This window comes from Burkholderia semiarida (assembly GCF_029268935.1).
Taxonomy (GTDB): Bacteria; Pseudomonadota; Gammaproteobacteria; order Burkholderiales; family Burkholderiaceae; genus Burkholderia; species Burkholderia semiarida.
The window spans coordinates 1,603,328-1,621,657 of record NZ_JAHLCL010000007.1; the positions used below are offsets into that span (position 1 = coordinate 1,603,328).

The 18,330-nt window shown below is 62.6% G+C and carries 13 protein-coding genes; all 13 read right to left on the minus strand.

Annotated elements, in window-relative coordinates; translation table 11 throughout:
* Positions 1 to 19 precede the first annotated feature (19 nt).
* Positions 20 to 1,912 (minus strand): polysaccharide biosynthesis protein, encoded by a 1,893-nt coding sequence (locus KPB06_RS20415; protein WP_099316131.1) that lies wholly within the window; start codon positions 1,910 to 1,912, stop codon positions 20 to 22.
* 12 nt (positions 1,913 to 1,924) lie between these two features.
* Positions 1,925 to 2,935 carry an MraY family glycosyltransferase gene (locus KPB06_RS20420; protein WP_059574192.1) on the minus strand — a complete coding sequence of 337 codons (1,011 nt, stop codon included), beginning with the start codon at positions 2,933 to 2,935 and terminating at the stop codon, positions 1,925 to 1,927.
* A 5-nt stretch (positions 2,936 to 2,940) separates the two neighbouring features.
* Entirely contained in the window at positions 2,941 to 3,906 is a 966-nt protein-coding gene (locus KPB06_RS20425) for a UDP-glucose 4-epimerase family protein (RefSeq protein ID WP_059574193.1), read from the minus strand.
* A 525-nt stretch (positions 3,907 to 4,431) separates the two neighbouring features.
* Positions 4,432 to 5,568 carry a glycosyltransferase family 4 protein gene (locus tag KPB06_RS20430; RefSeq protein ID WP_226093715.1) on the minus strand — a complete coding sequence of 379 codons (1,137 nt, stop codon included), beginning with the start codon at positions 5,566 to 5,568 and terminating at the stop codon, positions 4,432 to 4,434.
* 50 nt (positions 5,569 to 5,618) lie between these two features.
* On the minus strand, positions 5,619 to 6,683 hold the full coding sequence (locus KPB06_RS20435) for a glycosyltransferase family 4 protein (protein ID WP_226093714.1): 1,065 nt from the start codon (positions 6,681 to 6,683) through the stop codon (positions 5,619 to 5,621).
* A gap of 202 nt (positions 6,684 to 6,885) precedes the next feature.
* Positions 6,886 to 7,803, minus strand: coding sequence for an NAD-dependent epimerase/dehydratase family protein (locus tag KPB06_RS20440; protein ID WP_099316130.1), 918 nt, complete (start codon positions 7,801 to 7,803; stop codon positions 6,886 to 6,888).
* The gene (gene gmd / locus KPB06_RS20445) at positions 7,781 to 8,821 is read right to left on the minus strand and encodes a GDP-mannose 4,6-dehydratase (protein ID WP_099316129.1); all 1,041 of its coding nucleotides are present in this window, start codon (positions 8,819 to 8,821) and stop codon (positions 7,781 to 7,783) included. Before gmd ends, KPB06_RS20440 begins: the two co-directional genes overlap by 23 nt.
* A gap of 12 nt (positions 8,822 to 8,833) precedes the next feature.
* Positions 8,834 to 12,553, minus strand: a complete 3,720-nt coding sequence (locus KPB06_RS20450; protein WP_099316128.1) for a glycosyltransferase — start codon at positions 12,551 to 12,553, stop codon at positions 8,834 to 8,836.
* A complete protein-coding gene (locus KPB06_RS20455; RefSeq protein ID WP_257219956.1) occupies positions 12,553 to 14,127 on the minus strand; it encodes a methyltransferase domain-containing protein in 1,575 nt (524 codons plus the stop codon). Before KPB06_RS20455 ends, KPB06_RS20450 begins: the two co-directional genes overlap by 1 nt.
* 209 nt (positions 14,128 to 14,336) lie before the next feature.
* Positions 14,337 to 15,782, minus strand: a complete 1,446-nt coding sequence (locus tag KPB06_RS20460) for a mannose-1-phosphate guanylyltransferase/mannose-6-phosphate isomerase (RefSeq protein ID WP_059574198.1) — start codon at positions 15,780 to 15,782, stop codon at positions 14,337 to 14,339.
* 225 nt (positions 15,783 to 16,007) lie between these two features.
* Positions 16,008 to 16,892, minus strand: a complete 885-nt coding sequence (gene rfbD, locus KPB06_RS20465; RefSeq protein WP_099316127.1) for a dTDP-4-dehydrorhamnose reductase — start codon at positions 16,890 to 16,892, stop codon at positions 16,008 to 16,010.
* Positions 16,893 to 16,900: 8 nt separating this feature from the next.
* Positions 16,901 to 17,452, minus strand: coding sequence for a dTDP-4-dehydrorhamnose 3,5-epimerase (gene rfbC / locus KPB06_RS20470; protein ID WP_099316126.1), 552 nt, complete (start codon positions 17,450 to 17,452; stop codon positions 16,901 to 16,903).
* Complete coding sequence (gene rfbA / locus KPB06_RS20475) at positions 17,437 to 18,330, minus strand: glucose-1-phosphate thymidylyltransferase RfbA (RefSeq protein ID WP_059574201.1); 894 nt, start codon at positions 18,328 to 18,330, stop codon at positions 17,437 to 17,439. The genes rfbC and rfbA overlap by 16 nt, the downstream gene beginning before the upstream one ends.

Consider the following 18,330-nt stretch of genomic DNA (forward strand, 5'->3'; position numbering starts at 1 on the left):
TTGGTAGTACCCGCGTCCGCTACCCTCGCGCCGCGGACTTCGGCGGGAACAACGCCGATACGGCTTGAAGGGCAGGACTTGCGGCGGTCTGATATTCCGGCACCCAGCGCCGCAGATCGCGCCGCACCTCGTCGTCGCTCAGCACGCGGTTCTGCATCAGCCACGGCAGCAATTCATCGAGCAGATGATCCGGCACTTCCCGTGCGCGCGCTATCCGCAGCTTCGGATGCGGCGTGCGCGTCGTCGTTTCGTCATCCGCGAGCAGCTCCTCGTAAAGCTTCTCGCCCGGCCGCAGACCCGTGAATTCGATCCGGATCTGGCCTTCCGAAAACCCGTACAGGCGGATCAGATCACGTGCGAGATCGACGATCTTGACCGGCTCGCCCATGTCGAGAATGAAGATTTCGCCGCCGTGTCCCATACTCGATGCCTGCAGCACGAGTTGCGATGCTTCCGGGATCGTCATGAAAAATCGCGTGATCTCGGGATGCGTGACCGTCACCGGCCCCCCCTTCGCGATCTGTTGCTGGAACTTCGGAATCACGCTGCCTGCGCTGCCGAGCACGTTGCCGAAGCGCACGGTCTCGAACTGCGTGCCGCCGCTCGTTTGCTGCAGCGCTTGACAGGCCATCTCGGCAAGACGTTTGCTCGCGCCCATCACATTGGTCGGATTGACTGCCTTGTCGGTCGAGATCAGCACGAAATGACGCACCCCGTGACGAATCGCCGCGCGCCCGACGCGATACGTACCGAGCACGTTATTGCGCAGCGCCTGCCACGCGTTGTGCTCCTCCATCAGCGGCACATGCTTGTACGCTGCCGCATGGAACACGATGTGCGGAGCATGGCGCGACATCACTTGGTCGAGCAACAGCGAATCCTTCGCGTCGCCGATGATCGGCACCACCGGCTGGTCGGGGAAACGCTCGCGCAACTCTTCAGCAAGCCTGTACATCGCGTATTCGGACAGGTCGAACGCGACGAGTTGCGCCGGCGCAAAACGAAGAATCTGCCGGCATAGTTCCGATCCGATCGAGCCGCCCGCGCCCGTCACCATCACGACGCGACCGCGCAGCAGCGCCTCGACGTGCGGCGTATCGATTGTCACCGCGTCACGACCGAGCAGATCCTCGAGGTCGATATTGCGGACCTGCGACAGGAACCCCTGCCCCGGCATCAATGCGGTCAGCGACGGCAGCACCATCGCTTTCACACCGGCGCGCACGCACAGCGTCGCCACCCTGCGCTGCGTTTCGACCGATGCCGACGGAATCGCGATGATCGCGTATTCGACCTTCAGCGCGTCTGTCCAGTGCTTCAGGTCGTTGAACGAGCCGAGCACCTTGTAGCCGTAGATCTCGCGCCCCTGCTTGGTGACGTCGTCGTCGAGCAAGCCGACCAGACGCCATTCGCCCGAACGCGACAGCTCGCGCGCGAGGCTCGCGCCGGCCGTGCCGGCGCCGAGCACCAACACGGGCTTGCCCTGCCCGACCAGCCCGCCGTACAGGTAGAACTCCTTCGTCGCGCGATACAGCGCGCGCGCCCCGCCCATCGCAAGAAACAGCATCAGCGGCGACACGAGCAGCACCGAGCGCGGGATGATCGGCGATGGCTGGAACATCACGGCGCCGATCATCACGATCACGCCACCGCCGACGACTGCCTTCGAAATGCGCATCAGGTCGGGCAGGCTCGCAAATACCCACAGCCCGCGGTACAGGCCGAACAGGTGGAACATCAGCGCGTAGACCGGCAGCACCCAGACGAGGGCCATCAGCGCGCCGCTCAGGAAATCAGACGGAACGCTGCCGTTGAAACGGATGAGATAAGCGAACAACCACGACGCGACAACGGCCGTCAGGTCGAACAGGAAAGCACTCAGTGACAGCCACGATGCTTTGGATCGCAACATCGGCGGGAAACCTCACGAATTGTTTTCGGCGGCCGCCTGAAACCGGCGCCAGCGCATGTCGATCGACCATCCCATGCATGCCAGGATGGCGTACCACGCGAAGAATGACAGCCATTGCTGCCATTCCGGGCGGCCCTTTGCCCACACGGCGACGATTATGCCTGCGAGCATGATGAGGTACCAATAAAGAGCGGTCCGTCCGTGACCTACGCCCGATCGGACCATCCTTTGATAATAGTGCTCCCGGTGCGCTTGCCAGAACTTTTCGCCGCGTAACAGACGTCTCAAAAGTGTTACAGACGCGTCCGCAATAAAGGGCGCGAACACCAGGGCCGGAAACCAGATCGGCCAGACGTCCGTACGCCAGCCCCAATAGCCGAGCGCCCCGGCCAGGAAACCGAGCGGAATTGAACCTGCATCGCCGAGAAACAGCCTGGCCGGATGGAAGTTGAGTAGCAGGAAGCCGAACGCCGCGCCGGCCACCGCCGCCCCGGTCAAGGCGAGATCGGGGGACGGATGCGCGCCCGTCAACGCCGCGACCGCGTACGCGCCAAAGCCGAACAGCGCCATACCTCCCGCGAGGCCATCTGCGCCGTCCATGAAGTTGTACAGGTTCGTGAGCCAAACCATCACGAAGCCGACGCCGACGAGCAGCCACCACGGCGCATCGGCCGGGTAGACAGCGATCAGCGCGACGACGGACGCCAGGTGCACCGAGAACCGCACGCGGGCCGGTAGCCCGCGCCGATCGTCGATCTGCGACATCGCGGCAAGCGCGGCGGCGGCGACCGCGATCAGCCACAGGTGCGGCGCCAGCGCCAGCAGCGCGACGATGCAAACCGGCACGATGCCCCACCCGCCGACACGCGGAGTCGGCAGCGTATGGAGTGAACGATCGTTCGGGATGTCGGTGGCAAGACGCCACGCGAGGCCGGTCGCGAGCAGCACGCGCAAGATGGCCGTCGATGCGATGGCGGCGGCCAGCGCCACCGCAACGGGCCACGTGAATATCGGGAAAGGCATGTCGACTATCGTTGTGTATCGCGCGAACGATACCATGCGGCGGTCGCTTCGAGGCCCTGCCGGGTCGTGTAAGGCGGTTGCCAACCGAGCACGCGCTTGATCCGGCCCGTATCGAGTTGCAGGCTGCCGGTCAAGCGGTCGATCGCCGCGCTACGGCCGGTCACCTTGCCGAGCGCACGGAGCAACGCGGCCGGAACCGGCAGAAGCCGCGCCGGCTTGCCAAGGGCGTCGCCGACCAGACGCAGCAGGCCCGTGACGGACGGTGCGTCGTCATCGGCAACGTGGAAGCATTCACCGGCCGCGTGCGGGTTCGTCGCGCATTGCAGCATTGCATCGGCGAGATTGTCGACGTAGACGATGCTGCGGCGCGAGGAGACGGAACCGAGCGGCAGCGGCATCCCGCGCGCCACCGCATCCATCATTCGCAGAAAATTGGCACGGACGGACGGGCCGTAGACGAGCGGCGGCCGCACGACGACGACATCGAGCCCGGCCGATGCGCCGAACCGCGCGAGTTGCTGTTCCGCACGCAGCTTCGAGCGGCCGTATGCGTCCTGTGGGTTGGGGCGCACGCTTTCAGACAGCGGTGCGCCGCCGTCGCTTTCGCCCACCGCCTTGATGCTGCTCGCGTACACGATCCGACGCACGCCATGCTTGCGCGCGGCCTCGGCGAGACGCAGCGTGCCCGTGACGTTGGTCGCGTCGAATGCGGCGTCGGGATCGGGCGACTCGTCGCGCATGACGTGGACACGTGCGGCGAGGTGGATCACGCAATCGGCGGTCAGGTCGGCCGGCCATTCTTCGGCGAGGCCATCGAAATCGGCGCCGCCATGCACCCACTCGCGTACGCCGTCGACGCATCCGCCCGGCCGCCGCACGAGTGCCGTGACAGCGTGCCCGGCGTCCAGCGCGAGACGGCAAACTGCGCGGCCCACGAAGCCGTTCGCGCCGGTGACAACGAGATGCGTCATGATCGCCTCCGACTCAGCCGGCGGACATCGCTACATAACCGCCTGATGCCACTGCCGATGACCACGCACGAAATCGGAGCGTCAAGCGCGCGCGTCACGACGCCACGCGCTACATCGCAGGTGGGACCGCTTGTGCCCAGCGGGCGCACGCATACGGGAAGGGGGCCAACGAAGAACACGGATGGCTCTCGAAAACGAGGAGGATATCGATCGTGGACACCGTCATCGATTCGCACCACCGCGCACCCGCCCGCGGCAGGGCCGATACGAATCGATGCGCGGCCTCTGAATCGGACATAAATGCTGCACCGCTGATGTGACCGGGGTCGCCCCGCCCCGGACACGGCCTCATGAAAGAAGACCGCCGTCGCCGGCATCGGGGGTTCAATCGGACGCGTGCCAAATTGTAACCGTGCCGGCTCGCGGCCTCCAAGCCGGGCGCCTCGAATAGCCGGGCCGACGGCGCTCGAACCGCTACTTGCAACCGAGCCGTACGCGTATGGGCCGCGACGGGCACGACAGCGATCAAGCCAGCAACGCATTCACCTTTTCGACGAGCGGCGCAATCATTCGCTCCCACCCATGCTCACGTTCGACGAAGGTGCGCGCTCGCGCCGCCATCTCTACCGACGCGGCCTCGTCGGCGACGAGTTGTTCGATGCAATCGACAAATTCCTCCGGCGTATCGGCGATCAACAGTTCCCGCCCCCCTTCAGCACCCAAGCCCTCATGGCCCAGCGACGTGGTAACGACGGGTAGCCCGAGCGCCATGTACTCGAGAATCTTGTTCTGCACTCCCGCGCCGATGCGCATCGGACATACGCCGATTGCGCCGTCTGACGCAGCTTGCGCAACCGACTCGACCCGGCCGGTCACTTCGACGCCGTCGTACGCGCGAAATCGTTCGGCGAGTGCAGGTACGATCGACCCCACGATCCGAAAACGATAGTCGGCACGCTGGCGCAGCAACGGCAACACGGCCCCGGCGAAAAAGTGACACATATCCTGGTTCTGGACCGTGCGCATGTCGCCGATGAAAATCACGACGCGGCTCGCCATGCTGCGCGGCGTGTACGGCAGGCCCGACAGGTCAACACCGTTCGAGCACACCATCACGTTCTTGCCCGACGCGCCGGGAAACAGGTAGTCGCGATCGGTTCTGGAAACCAGCACCGAGAGATCGAAGTCGTCGACGATCGTTCGCTCGTAGTCGAGCAGGCGCTTTGCCTCGATACCGAACACGCGCGACTTCAGCCCTCGTGCGTTCTTCAACTGCTTCACACGACTGTAGTTGAGCGAGATCGCGTCGGTCATTTCGAGGATGCGCGGCTTGTCCGACTTGCGTACATATTCGGCACAGCGCACGAGATGCACGAATACGCCATCATGCGACGGCAGCAATCTCGCCACCGCCGCCGCAAATGCACGGCTGCGGTAGTACGCGACCTGCAACGGCGTGCGGGTCGGCAACGCGAGCAGCGTATTGAGGTACGACAGCCGGCGAGGCAGGAAGACCCGTTCGACGCGGTCGAACACGCCGTCGTCCGGCAACACGGCATGCATTTCTTCGTCGGTCTCGCACATGCTCAGCAGCGTCAGCGAGTAATGGCGGGACAGCACGCGACAGAGATGGTAGATCCGCAGCTTGTCGCCGCCGATCACCGGATACGGAAACCGCGGCGTCAGCACCAGCAGTTTCTTCTTGTTCTGACTCATGACAGGCGGGCCCAGAAATCCTGAATCGATGGACGAACGGCAGACGCCGAATAGGTGCGCGCGCGGTCCATGCCGGCACCGACCGCCACGTCGAATCGCGTACTGTCGCCCCATACGTGGCGGATCTGTTCGGCCATGTCCTCGACCGAATAAGGATCGAACTGCAGGCCGCACTCGCCGACGATCTCGGGCATCGACGTCGTGTTGCTGCATGCGACCGGTGTACCGGACGCCATCGCTTCCAGCAATGGAATCCCGAACCCTTCGAACAACGACGCAAAGACGAACGCGCGGGCGTGGCGGTACTGCTGCCGCAGATCCTCTCGCGACACGTAGCCCAGCAGTTCGACGACGCCCCCCAGCCCAAGCGCATTCGCTCGCCCGAGAAAGTGCGCGTGATGGTCGGATTTGATCCCCGCGATCCTGAGCCGTGCGTCATCGCCCAGTGCGGGCCTCGCCATCGCGAAAGCCTGCAGCAAACGGTCAACGTTCTTGCTGGGCACTTCTCCCGCTACCGTGAACAGATACGGCTGGCGGGCAGGCCGACTGACCGGCGGCGCGAACCAGTCGTCCGAAATCGTGCACGGAATGACAGGGACGTCCGCCTCGCGCAACCCGAACCGCTCCATCAACTCTCGCTGTGTGAAGCGTGAGATGGTGAGCACGGCGTCGGCCCGGCGAACGAGCCGAGGCACCACTTGACGACGGTAAACCCGCCCAACGGTCTGATACAACGATCGCGCCGGCGGCAGCACATGCCACGGCTTCATGTAGATCAGGTCATGGACGACCGCGATCACCCGCGTGCTGCCCGTGGACCGCAGCGGCCCCGTGTTATACGGGCATAGCAGATAGTCGAGCTTCTGCTCACGGCACAAGCGCGGCAACTCGACCTGCTCCCACCACGGGAAGAAACCGTGACCGTCACTGACGAACGGCCACTCGTCGGCACTCACGCCGCTCGGCGCCAGACCCAGCACCGACGCGCTGACCGGTTCCACCAGTTGCCGGGCGAATCGCCCCATGCCGCGGTAGTTGCCTACCATCCAGGTGATATCCACCCCCAACTTCACGTGCTGCTCCTCATCCGGGCCGACTCGCAAGCGACGCGAACGCGGCCACCGAACGCGGGGAATCGTACAATCCGGCCGACCGACATCGATACCTCGTTGCACCCCGCCCGTTCGACAAACTGCCGACGTGCACCTGCCGAGACGGCGTACGCACCACGCGAAACCGACGCGACCATACCGAAACCGACGCTCACCCACGCCCCGCTTCGAACATCCAGCGCAACGTACTCTCCAGCGGAATGTCGTCGAGCTGCCCGATAGCGGCCTGCAACCGCGCACCGTTGCCCTGCAATCGGCGCACTTCGTTCGCACGTACGAACGCGGGGTTGACCTGGACGTCGATCGTGTAGCCGGCGATCTGCTCCATCATCGCGATCACCGCCTTCAGCGACACCGCCCGGCCCGAACAAACGTTGAACACGCCGCCAGCCGGCGCTTGTTCCAGAAGACGCCGATAGGCATCCACCACGCGCCGCACGTCGGAAAAATCTCGCTCGACATCGATATTGCCGAGTTCGATCACACGCTCGCCGCGCTGGAAATGGCCGACTATCTTCGGCAGCAGAAACTGCGGCGACTGCCCGACGCCCGTGTAGTTGAACGGACGCGCAACGACGATCGGCAGCTTGTCCTGCCACAGGCGCGCCAGGTATTCCATCGCCAGTTTGCTGACCGCGTAATCGTTCGCGGGATTCGGCTCGACGGATTCGTCAATGACCTCGACCGCCGCGTTGCCATAGATATTGGCGCTGCTCGCCAGCAGAATTGCTCGCGGACGATTTGCCAGACTCGCGAGCGCCTCCAGCAAATTCCGCGAGCCGACCACATTGGTGCGATAGATCGCGTCCGCATCACCGTGCGCGACGAATGACACCGCAGCGAGATGCGCGACCACGTCCGGCTGCACGTCCGCGACGACCTTTGCCAGCGCCGCCCGGTCGCACAGATCGACCCGGTACATGCCGGCTCCGGTCACCTCGGAGCCGTGCGTCGTGCCGAACACGCGATAGCCGGCCGCCTGCAACGACTTCGCGAGATAGTCGCCGGTGAAGCCGCCGAGCCCCGTCACCAGGGCGCGCGGCGTATCAGAACGAGAAGCCGCGTTCATTTCGGCGCAAATCTGCTTGAACCATCATCGCACACAGCTCCTCGAGCGTCGTCTTCGGCTCCCAGCCCAAGTTCTGCTTCGCCTTCTCGGGATTCCCGATCAACAGATCGACTTCGGCCGGCCGATGGAACTTCGGATTCACGCGAACCAGCGTCTTGCCGGTGGCGACATCAATACCGACTTCCTGATCGTCACTGCCCTTGAATTCGAGGTCGACACCCGTCGCCTTGAACGCCATGCTCACGAAATCGCGCACGGTCTCGGTACGGTTCGTGGCCAGCACGTACGTGTCCGGTTCGTCGGCCTGCAGCATGCGCCACATACCCTCGACATACTCCTTCGCGAAGCCCCAGTCGCGCTTCGCATCCATGTTGCCCAGTTCGAGTACGTCGAGCTGGCCGAGCTTGATCTTCGCGACGGAGTCGGTGATCTTGCGCGTGACGAATTCGCGGCCGCGCAGCGGCGATTCGTGGTTGAACAGGATCCCGCTGCAACCGAAGATGTCGTAGCTCTCGCGATAGTTCACCGTGATCCAGTGCGCGTACAGCTTCGCCACGCCATACGGGCTGCGCGGATAGAACGGCGTCGATTCGATCTGCGGAATCGCCTGCACCTTGCCGAACATCTCGGACGTGCTCGCTTGGTAGAAGCGGATCTTCGGATTGACGATGCGAATCGCCTCGAGCAGGTTCAGCGGCCCGATGCCGGTAATCTCGGCAGTCGTGACCGGCTGGTCGAAGGACACGCCGACGAAGCTCTGCGCGGCGAGGTTGTACACCTCCGTTGCCCCGGTCGTCTGAAGCAGGCGAATGCTCGCCGACAGATCGGTCAGGTCGTATTCGACCAGATGCAGGTTCGGATGCTTGGCAATGCCGAGCTCCTCGATGCGCCAGAAGTTCACCGAGCTGGTGCGGCGGTAGGTGCCGTAGACCGTGTAGCCCTTATCAAGCAGCAACTCGGCCAGATAAGCACCGTCTTGTCCCGTGATGCCAGTGATGATGGAAGTTTTCTTAGACATAATGATCCTACTTTAAGAATACGCTTCATCGCGCATGAGAATTTTTGCCAATTGGCGAGCACTCTGCGCCCAGGTCAGGAACGGCATACCGCGAGATGAAGGCTCCTGCTGCTGCGCTCGGAGCACCAGCCATGCCTCGATCTCGGTCGCCAGCTCACGCCCGTCTTGCGCGGAAAAATAGAATGCATGCTCGCCAGCCACTTCGCGAAACACCGGCAGATCGCGCGCGATGATCGCCAATCCATGTTGCGCGGCTTCGATCAGCGGCAAACCAAAGCCTTCACCATAGGACGCCGCAATCAGACACGAACTTGCCCCATAGATTTTCTCCAAATAGACGTCCGAGGCATTTTCCAGCCAGAACAAGTGGCGCCCCTGCTCCGTGTGCGCCCGCAGGCGGGCGACCAGGTCCTCCACCATCCAGCCCTGTCGCCCCACGACGACCAGATTGACGTTCTGATTGTCGCGCCACAGCTGCTCGAACGCATCAAGTACCTGAGCATGCCCCTTGCGGGGTTCCAGCGTCCCCACCATCAGGAACGTCGGGGCATTACGCAGGTGTTGAAGCATCTTGCTTCCGTCCCGCGGGATTTCCGAAGACGTCGCGAAATTTTCGATATCCGCCCCGAGATGGAACCAGTCGATCTCGAACGAGCGTGCGCGGTCCGGAGCGTGCGTTGCGAGCCATGACGACAAATCCGCCGCCACAGCCTGCGAAATGCACAACGCGCCATCGTTCTCCGCCACGACATCGAGCCATCCCGTAAACCCATCGGCCGCGCCAGGAACGAAGTACTGAGGGAGCAGCACGCAGAGCAGATCGTAGACGACAAACTTGACCTGCACACCCTGCAATCGCATGGTTTGATAAAACGCCCGCTGCGCTGGCACGACCCGCGGTTGCAGATCCAGACCGACGAATACGTCTCCTGCCGCATAGTCGATCGGCTCGTCCTGCAGCCAGCCGTCGTCGAACCCCATCAACCTCATCGTGAACTCACGCGCATAGCGATAGGAGTCCTTGGTCGTGGCGTACACCGGTTCCACCCGGAAGCCGTCGGGCGGAGAATCCAGCCATTCCTTCAGCAGATTGCGCACCACACGCTGGATCCCGCTTCTGGCGTCCACCTGCACGAGCTCGGAGATGTCGACCAACAATTGCCGCTTGTTGTTGCGCGGAACAAAGCTCCTCGCCGCGCTCAGCGCCCACGTGCGCAACTGGTCATCGCTGGCTTGACCGGCGCGAAGCGCGATTGCGCGAGACAATACGACCGGATTCGCATTCGCTTGGAGATAGAACCGCTCGACAGCGTCGCGATACTGTTGTGCACAAACGTCGGGCGCATGGGCGTTGACGATGATGTCCCGCGCGCGCGCGCCTATCCGTTGCCGGCGTGCCGGATCCGAGCGCAGCGTTTCCAGCGCCTCGACCAGTTGCTCGTCGGAAAACTCGTCGGGCAACATCCATACCGCCTCGCGATCCAGGTCTGCCATGCTTCCGTTGGCATTGACGATCGTCGCCTTGCCGTAATTCATGCAGTCCAGCACCGTCCCGGACGTCTCGCCGCGAGACAGCGTACGCAACTGCACGCCGACATCGACTGCCGCCAGATACCGCCGGAACATCTGCGCATCGGCCCAACCGGTGACGCGGACCCGATCTCCCATTTGCCGAATGGTGCGCGCGAGTTTCTCGCCATACTCGGTCGGCTGATTTTCCCCGACGAATATCAGATGACAGGCCCTATCGCGCGCGAGGGTCGATCGGCCCCACGCATCAAGCAGCCGGTGATTCAACTTGGACGGCCCGAGGCCGCCGAACGCGCACACCACGAAATCGTCCTTGCCGATCCCCAGCGCGTCGCGGGCATCCTCGCCATGCGACGCGATACGCGCATCGCGCATGTGAGGAATGACGGTCCAGTCTGCCACGTCCCCGCCGTACCAGCGACGGGCGAGCCGCAGTGAATTGGGAGAATGGACGATCACGCCGAGGCTCTTCTGGACCACGCCCAAGCTGCACGGGTACTCCCAGACAGCGTCCGCAATATCCGCGCTCAGATGTCGTGCCCGCAGGCCGACGTACCCGTGCGCGTCATACAGTGCCTTGGACCAAGCGTCGGAACGGTTCCCGTGAATGGCCATGTGCGCAAGCACGCCCGAGAGAAAGAAATCGTGCAGAACAACGACTCCCGGCACGGCTTCCAGCAGCGAAAACATGTACTCGTGGAATGACGAGTTGCCGAAATGATAGAGCACCCGATCGTACGAAGCCGCATGTTTGCGCAGCCACGCCGGCGTTTTGACCGAGACGGGCGCGAACTGGTCGAGCCGTATTTCCCGCGCTGCCTGCGCATCGACGATGACGTCGATATCGTAAAAGCGCGCCAGTTCCGGCAGCAATTCGGCGCTGTAGTCGGCGATCCCGGTGCGGGCCGGCGGCATCGGCGACACGTAGGCCAGTTTGGGCCGTTTCGACTGGACTTCCGGCTCGCGCGTTTCGGCGAGCCAAGCCCGACGCCGCCGCTCGATTGCATCGAGCGCACACCGCCCGCTGCGATCCCACGAGAACTTGCCCGCCTGACGCATCCCGTGTTCGATCAGTGCCTGACGATAACCCTCGTCCGTCAGGCCACGCTGCATGTGCTGCGCAATCGCGTCGTCGGATTTGGGATCGAACAGCGCCTCCTCCCAGCCAATCACCTCGGGAACGCTCGACGTATTCGCGCCGATGACGGGCGCGCCGCAACGCATCGCCTCCAGCACCGGCAAACCGAAACCTTCATGCCACGAAGGAAAGACGAACAAGCGGCACAGATTGTAGAGCGACAGCAAATCCTCGTCCGGCACAAAGCCCGTGCATACGACATCAGCCGCGTCCAGGCCGACTTGCCGGGCCAGGCGCGTCAATGCATCACGGCTAGCCGGTTGAATCGAACAAACGATCGCCAACTGGTGCGACTTCCTCAACTCGGACGGCAGCAATGCGAACGCGCGGATCATGCCTTCGACGTTCTTGCGGTGATCGATACCCCCCGTATAGAGCACGAACGGTTTCGTCAGCCCGTATTTGCTTCGCAACGCAGTTTCGCGCTCGGCAGAAATCTGCTCGGGACGGAACCATGCGTCGACATCGGCGGACATGTTGACCGACCACTCGGGCGAGAAATTCAGATGTTCGATCCCTTCCGAGCGAGACGATTCGGAAATGGCCAACCACAAATCCGCGCGTCGAAGATGTTCGATTTTCTCGAGGTACCAATCCTTGAAAAGAGGATTCTCCAGATAAGGCTTGGCATAGAGGTATGGAATCAGGTCGTACAGCGTGACGGCGACCGGGACGTTGGTCTGAAGCGCGTGAATGCTGGTGATCGAATCATCGCCGAAGCCTTCGAAAAAGCTGGCGATATAAATGAAGTCAGGCTTCAGGCTCGTCAGAAAGGCTTCATAGGTCAATTCGCTGGCGTGGCGACGCCAGCCATTGGCTTTATCCGCATGCGCGACGGGCGCTGCTGCATACCAGACGTGAATGTTCTCCGCCGGGAGCAATGCCTCGAACTGCTCGCGCAGGACCCGCGCGGACTCCTCGAACGCGCCATTCAGTGCAAGTACGATTTCGTGGTCGCCGCGATTCCGGATCATCGCCTTGACGATGGACTCGGTGTAACGACCCACGCCGCGATTGCGCGAATTGAGGCTTTGCGCCCCTTGCATGTCAACAACGATACGCATTATTCAGTATCCCCATGGTCCGGCGCGAACGCTGACTTGAGCGCCATGTACGCTTCGCGCGCGCGGGGTGTCAAACCGTCATCATCGATCGGCTTTCTCTGCATCGATTGCGCAGGCGCCCCCACGATGATCCGAACGAGCCTCTGCTTCACACCAGGCATCGCGCCCAGCGCTCGCACCGCCAATCGTCGCAGACGAGGGTTGCGATTGACGTACGCGACGCTTCGGAACAGCACACGCCTCACGCCGGATTTGCACGTCGCTTTCGCTCCGCGAGCGAACGTGACGGCGCTTCGCATGGGCGCTGTGACACGCCAAGACGTGCTGCCATAGACCGCCTGCAATCGCTCCGCGGCGTGCTGCGCGTCGTCCTGGACCCGCCTCAGTTCGCCGGTCACTTGCGCCAGATCGCCCCGGACACGGCCCAGGTCGCTGCGGATCTGCGCAAGCTCATCAACGGCCCGCATCAGTTCACGGCGGGTGCCGTCCACTTCTTCGCGAGTCAAGCCAAGTTCGCCATGAAGGCGTTCGATTTCGCTCTGGGTCTGTTGATGAAGGCGCCCGATTTCGCTCTGGGTCTGTTGATGAAGGCGCCCGATTTCGCTCTGGGTCTGTTGATGAAGGCGCCCGATTTCGCTCCGCGTCTGCTCGATCTGTTCAGCGGCATGCTCGTGCGCCCGGGCGGCCCCTGCCTCGAAACGCGCAGCAAGCTCGGCCAGCGACAGCCCGTAATCGGCATCGAATGCTGCGTCGAAAAATGCCGCGTCGGCTTCACCGCAGGATTTCTGGGCAACAATGGCGTAATCCGGACTGACACCGCCGAGCACATCCATAAGATGGGCCCGCGCCCCCTCTTCCTGCAACGCAGGGGACTCCTGCAGTCGAATTCGCTTGACCCTGGCAAATCCGGCATACTCGCCCACGAAACTCAGGAGTTCCGAAGGAATCGGACGAACGTGACTCGGATCCAGATAGAAATTGCAGCCCGCGACGACGATATTTTCGGGGTTCGGCGTCTCGAGGATCAAGAGACCGCCCGGCTTCAGTACGCGCAACGCTTCGCTGACGATTCGTCGAACTTGCTCAAACGACACATGCTCGACAACGTGAAACGCTGAAACGAGCGCGTGACTATTGGCGTCGAGCGCAGCAAGATACTCGATGGCATCGCCCTGAAATACCGACAGACCGCGCTCCCGACATGCTTCCAGCATGTCGCCATCGAGGTCCACGCCGATCGCGGCGAACCCCGACTCGCCCATCAACTCCAGCCATTCACCGCGACCGCAACCCAGATCGAACGCTTTTCCGCCCGGATAGAGCGTCGCAAGGGGTGCAATAAACGGCCGGTATTTCGCCAGCCGACTTTTGATCAGTTCCCTTGAGCCTCGATGCTGATCTTCAAACGCGCGATAAAAGCTATCCACTAAGACAAACTCCTCACCATCGTCCAGCAGCCAGGCCACATCGACGAAATTATCCACCACCGGCAAGTAGCACCGCGAGAAGCGCGGCTCCTGGATCAGGTTGACGTCACGGGTGAACGCGTTCCGGGCGCAGCCCAGCGCTTTCACGCATGTGCTCCACGGCAACTTGCCCGCACAACAGTGCGGCGATATGTCGACATCAGACCCGCGGCACGCCTGCGCCGCGAGCAGGCCATCGCTGGTCAAGAACGGCACAGCCGCGCCAAGCCGGAATTCCGAACCTGGACTGGAATTCCCGCTTGGCGCTTCACGCCATGAGCCCCGCTAGATCCGAAGGACTGGCGTCATTCCCGGCATCAAGCCCGGCCGTATACGTCTTCGAAGCGAACGATGTCGTCTTCGCCGAGATACTCGCCGCTCTGCACTTCGATCATCACGAGGTCCAGCACACCGGGATTCTCGAGGCGGTGCTTGTGACCGGCGGGAATGTAGGTGGATTCGTTGGTCCGAACGAAAATTTCCTGATCGCCGTTGACGACCTTGGCCATCCCGCACACGACGATCCAGTGCTCGCTGCGATGATGATGCATCTGCAAACTGAGGCTCGCGCCCGGCTTGACTTCAATGCGCTTGATCTTGAAGCGCGGGCCTTCCTCCAGCACCGTGTACGTGCCCCACGGGCGACTCACCGTGCGATGCAGTTTGTAGGCATCGTGATTCTGCTTCTTCAGGCGGGCTACCACCTGCTTCACGTCCTGCGCGCGATCCGGACTCGCGACCAGCAATGCGTCCGGCGTATCGATGATCATCAGATCGGTGACGCCAACCGCCGCGACGACACGATCCTGGCTCTGCACATAGGTGTTCCGGCTATCGACGAAGATCGCTTCGCCGACGGCCCGGTTGCTGTCCTGGTCCGGCACGGTCAGGTCGCGCACAGCGCCCCACGAGCCGATATCGCTCCAGCCGAAACTGGACGGCACGACCACAACCTTCGACGAACGCTCCATCACCGCATAATCGATCGAGATGTCGGGCATTTTCTGGAACGATTCGGCGGGAATCTCGAGCATCTGCGCCGAACCCTTGTCCGACTGCAGCGACGCCCAACATTCATCGGCGGCCGTCGCGACGTCCGGGGCATGACGAGCCATCTCGTCGAGAATCACACCGGCCTTGAAACAGAACATGCCCGAGTTCCACAGGTAGTTGCCGGCTGCGACATATTCGGCAGCCTTCACTGCGTCGGGTTTCTCGACGAAGCGCAGCGCCACGCGGCCGTCCCCGACGCGATCCCCCGCCTCGATGTAGCCAAAGCCCGTGTCCGGCCCCGTCGGCACGATGCCGAACGTGACCAGTTTGTCCTGCTTCGCAAGTTCGATCGCGCTCGCGACCGCAGCCGAGAAACCCTGCTGATCCTGCACCAGATGATCGGCTGCGAGCACCAACATCAGCGCGTCGCGCCCGTACTTGTCCGCAACGTGATGCGCCGCCATCGCCACCGCAGGCGCAGTGTTGCGACCGGTCGGCTCGAGCATGAATACACCGGACTGCTGATTGCCGAGCGCGGCATAGCCGAACTCGTCCTTGCTCATGAAGTAGTAGTCGCGGTTCGTGACCGTCAACAGTTCTCCACGCTCGGATTCCCCATCATTGCCGATCGCCGCTGCCGCCCGACGGTAGGTTTTCAGGAGCAAGCTTTCACCATCCGCAAGCTTCATGAACGGTTTGGGATGCCCTTCGCGGGAAACTGGCCACAGTCGGGTGCCAGCACCACCGGACAGGATGACGGGGATTAACATCGCATTCACTCCAGAAATTTAGTATCCGTTGGCAAGGTCGAGGCCTTCGCCATTTGCATCAGTACACCGCCGGCATCGGTGTCAGCCGGGTCGCATCGGACCGGGCCGAAAGGAGAATTATAGCCGGCGAACCACCTTCCCCGGAAACGGCCGGGGGCGCCCCGAACAACCACCGGGGAGGGCCGGGGCATTCCCGGGCGCCCGCAACCCGTCTCGCCCGGCGCGTCATTCGCTCAAGCACAGTTGCAATGCATCGCGCCAATCCGGCATCTGCAAGCCGAATGCCGCCGTCAGCTTCCCCAGTGCCATTCGCGAATTGGCCGGCCGCGTTGCGGCCGTCGGATAGTCATCCGAGGAAATCGGCACCACCCTCGGCGCGCGCGAAGCCATCACGATAGCGAATATCGCTTCGGCAAAGCCGCACCAGGAGGTCGCGCCGGCAGACGTAAAGTGGTAGATACCCGACTGGCGCGCCCACCAGTCGGCGTCAACCGATGCAACGCCCTGGGCGACGATGTGCGACGTCGCGGCAGCGATTGTCCTGGCCCAGGTCGGCGCGCCGACCTGATCCGCAACGACCCGCAACTCGGAGCGCTCGGCGCCCAGCCTCAGCATCGTCAGCAGGAAGTTGCTGCCACGCCGGCCATATACCCAGCTCGTGCGCAAGATCAAATGCGCACATCCGGTCGCCGCGATCGCGTGTTCGCCCTCGAGCTTCGTCGCTCCGTATGCATTCAGGGGATTCGTCGCGTCGGTTTCTACATACGCGCCCGCTTTCGCACCGTCGAACACATAATCGGTCGAGTAGTGAATCAGCGCGCCGCCGCTACGCGCCGCCTCCTCGGCAAATACGCGCGGCACGTCGACATTCAGGCGTCGCGCAAGCTCGATGTCGTTCTCTGCCTTGTCCACCGCCGTATAAGCGGCCGGATTCACGATCAGGGACGGCTTCAGATCCCTGACGAAAGCGCGCACACGATCGAGATCGGAAAGATCGAGCGTCGACCGGTCACACGGCACCACTCGGCCGAGCCCCTGGAGCGATCGCAACAATTCGAAACCAACCTGGCCGTTTACCCCGGTCACGAGAATCGTCGACTGCTGCCTCATATCCGGCCTCAAACGTACACCTCGGCTTCGCTGAGTCGTGCGCCCGCGGCATCCTTGGGCGCCAGCAATGGCGCCACATCGAGTGGCCATTCGATCCCGATCTCAGGATCGTTCCACACGATACAGCGCTCGTGCTCCGGGTACCAGTAATCGGTCGTCTTGTACAGGAACTGCGCAGTGTCGGACAGCACGACGAAGCCGTGCGCAAAACCGGGCGGAATCCATACCTGCCGATGGTTCTCGGCCGACAGCACGACGCCGACCCACTTGCCGAAATTCGGCGAGTGCTTGCGGATATCGACCGCGACGTCGAATACCTCGCCTTCCACGACGCGCACAAGTTTTCCCTGCGCGTGCCGAATCTGGTAGTGAAGGCCGCGCAGCACCCCCTTTGTCGAGCGCGAATGATTGTCCTGAAGGAATTCGACGCCCGCCGCCACGTGTTCCGCGAAGTCGCGCGCGTTGAAGCTCTCATAGAAATGGCCACGCGCATCGCCGAACACCTTCGGTTCGATGATCTTGACTTCCGGCAGCGCCGTTGCCGTTACTTGAATTGCCATGCGACCTGATCCAAAAGAACGTGTTCGAGATAGCGCCCGTAGCCGTTCTTCGCCAGCGGCACGGCAAGCTTGCGCAACTGATCCGCGTCGATCCACTGTCTGCGATAGGCGATCTCTTCGGGACAGGCAACAACGAGCCCCTGACGCTTCTGCAACGTCGCGATGAACGTTGCCGCATCGATCAACGAATCGTGCGTGCCGGTATCGAGCCAGGCATAGCCGCGCCCCATGATCTCGACGTCGAGCTTGCCATCGGCGAGATAGCGTGAATTCACGTCAGTGATCTCGAGTTCGCCACGCGCGGATGGCTTGATATCGGCGGCGATGTCGCACACCTGATTGTCGTAGAAGTACAAGCCTGTCACCGCATAATTCGAGCGCGGCACGGCTGGCTTTTCCTCGATGGACAGCGCGCGAAATTGCGTGTCGAATTCGACGACGCCGTAACGCTCGGGATCCTGCACGTGATATGCGAACACAGTCGCGCCCGACTCCTTCGCGTCCGCCCGCTCCAGTTTTTTCGCCAGATCGTGCCCGTAGAAAATGTTGTCACCGAGAATCAGCGCCGACGGATCGTTGCCGATGAATTCCCTGCCAATGATGAATGCCTGCGCGAGCCCGTCCGGTGACGGCTGCACCGCGTAGCGGATATTCATCCCCCATTGACTGCCATCGCCAAGCATCGCCTCGAAGCGCGGCGTATCCTGCGGCGTCGAAATGATGAGTACGTCGCGGATCCCGGCCACCATCAGCGTGGACAGCGGATAGTAGATCATCGGTTTGTCGTAGACCGGCAGGAGCTGCTTCGATACGACATGCGTGATCGGATACAGTCGCGTGCCGGAACCGCCCGCGAGAATGATGCCTTTACGTGCCAT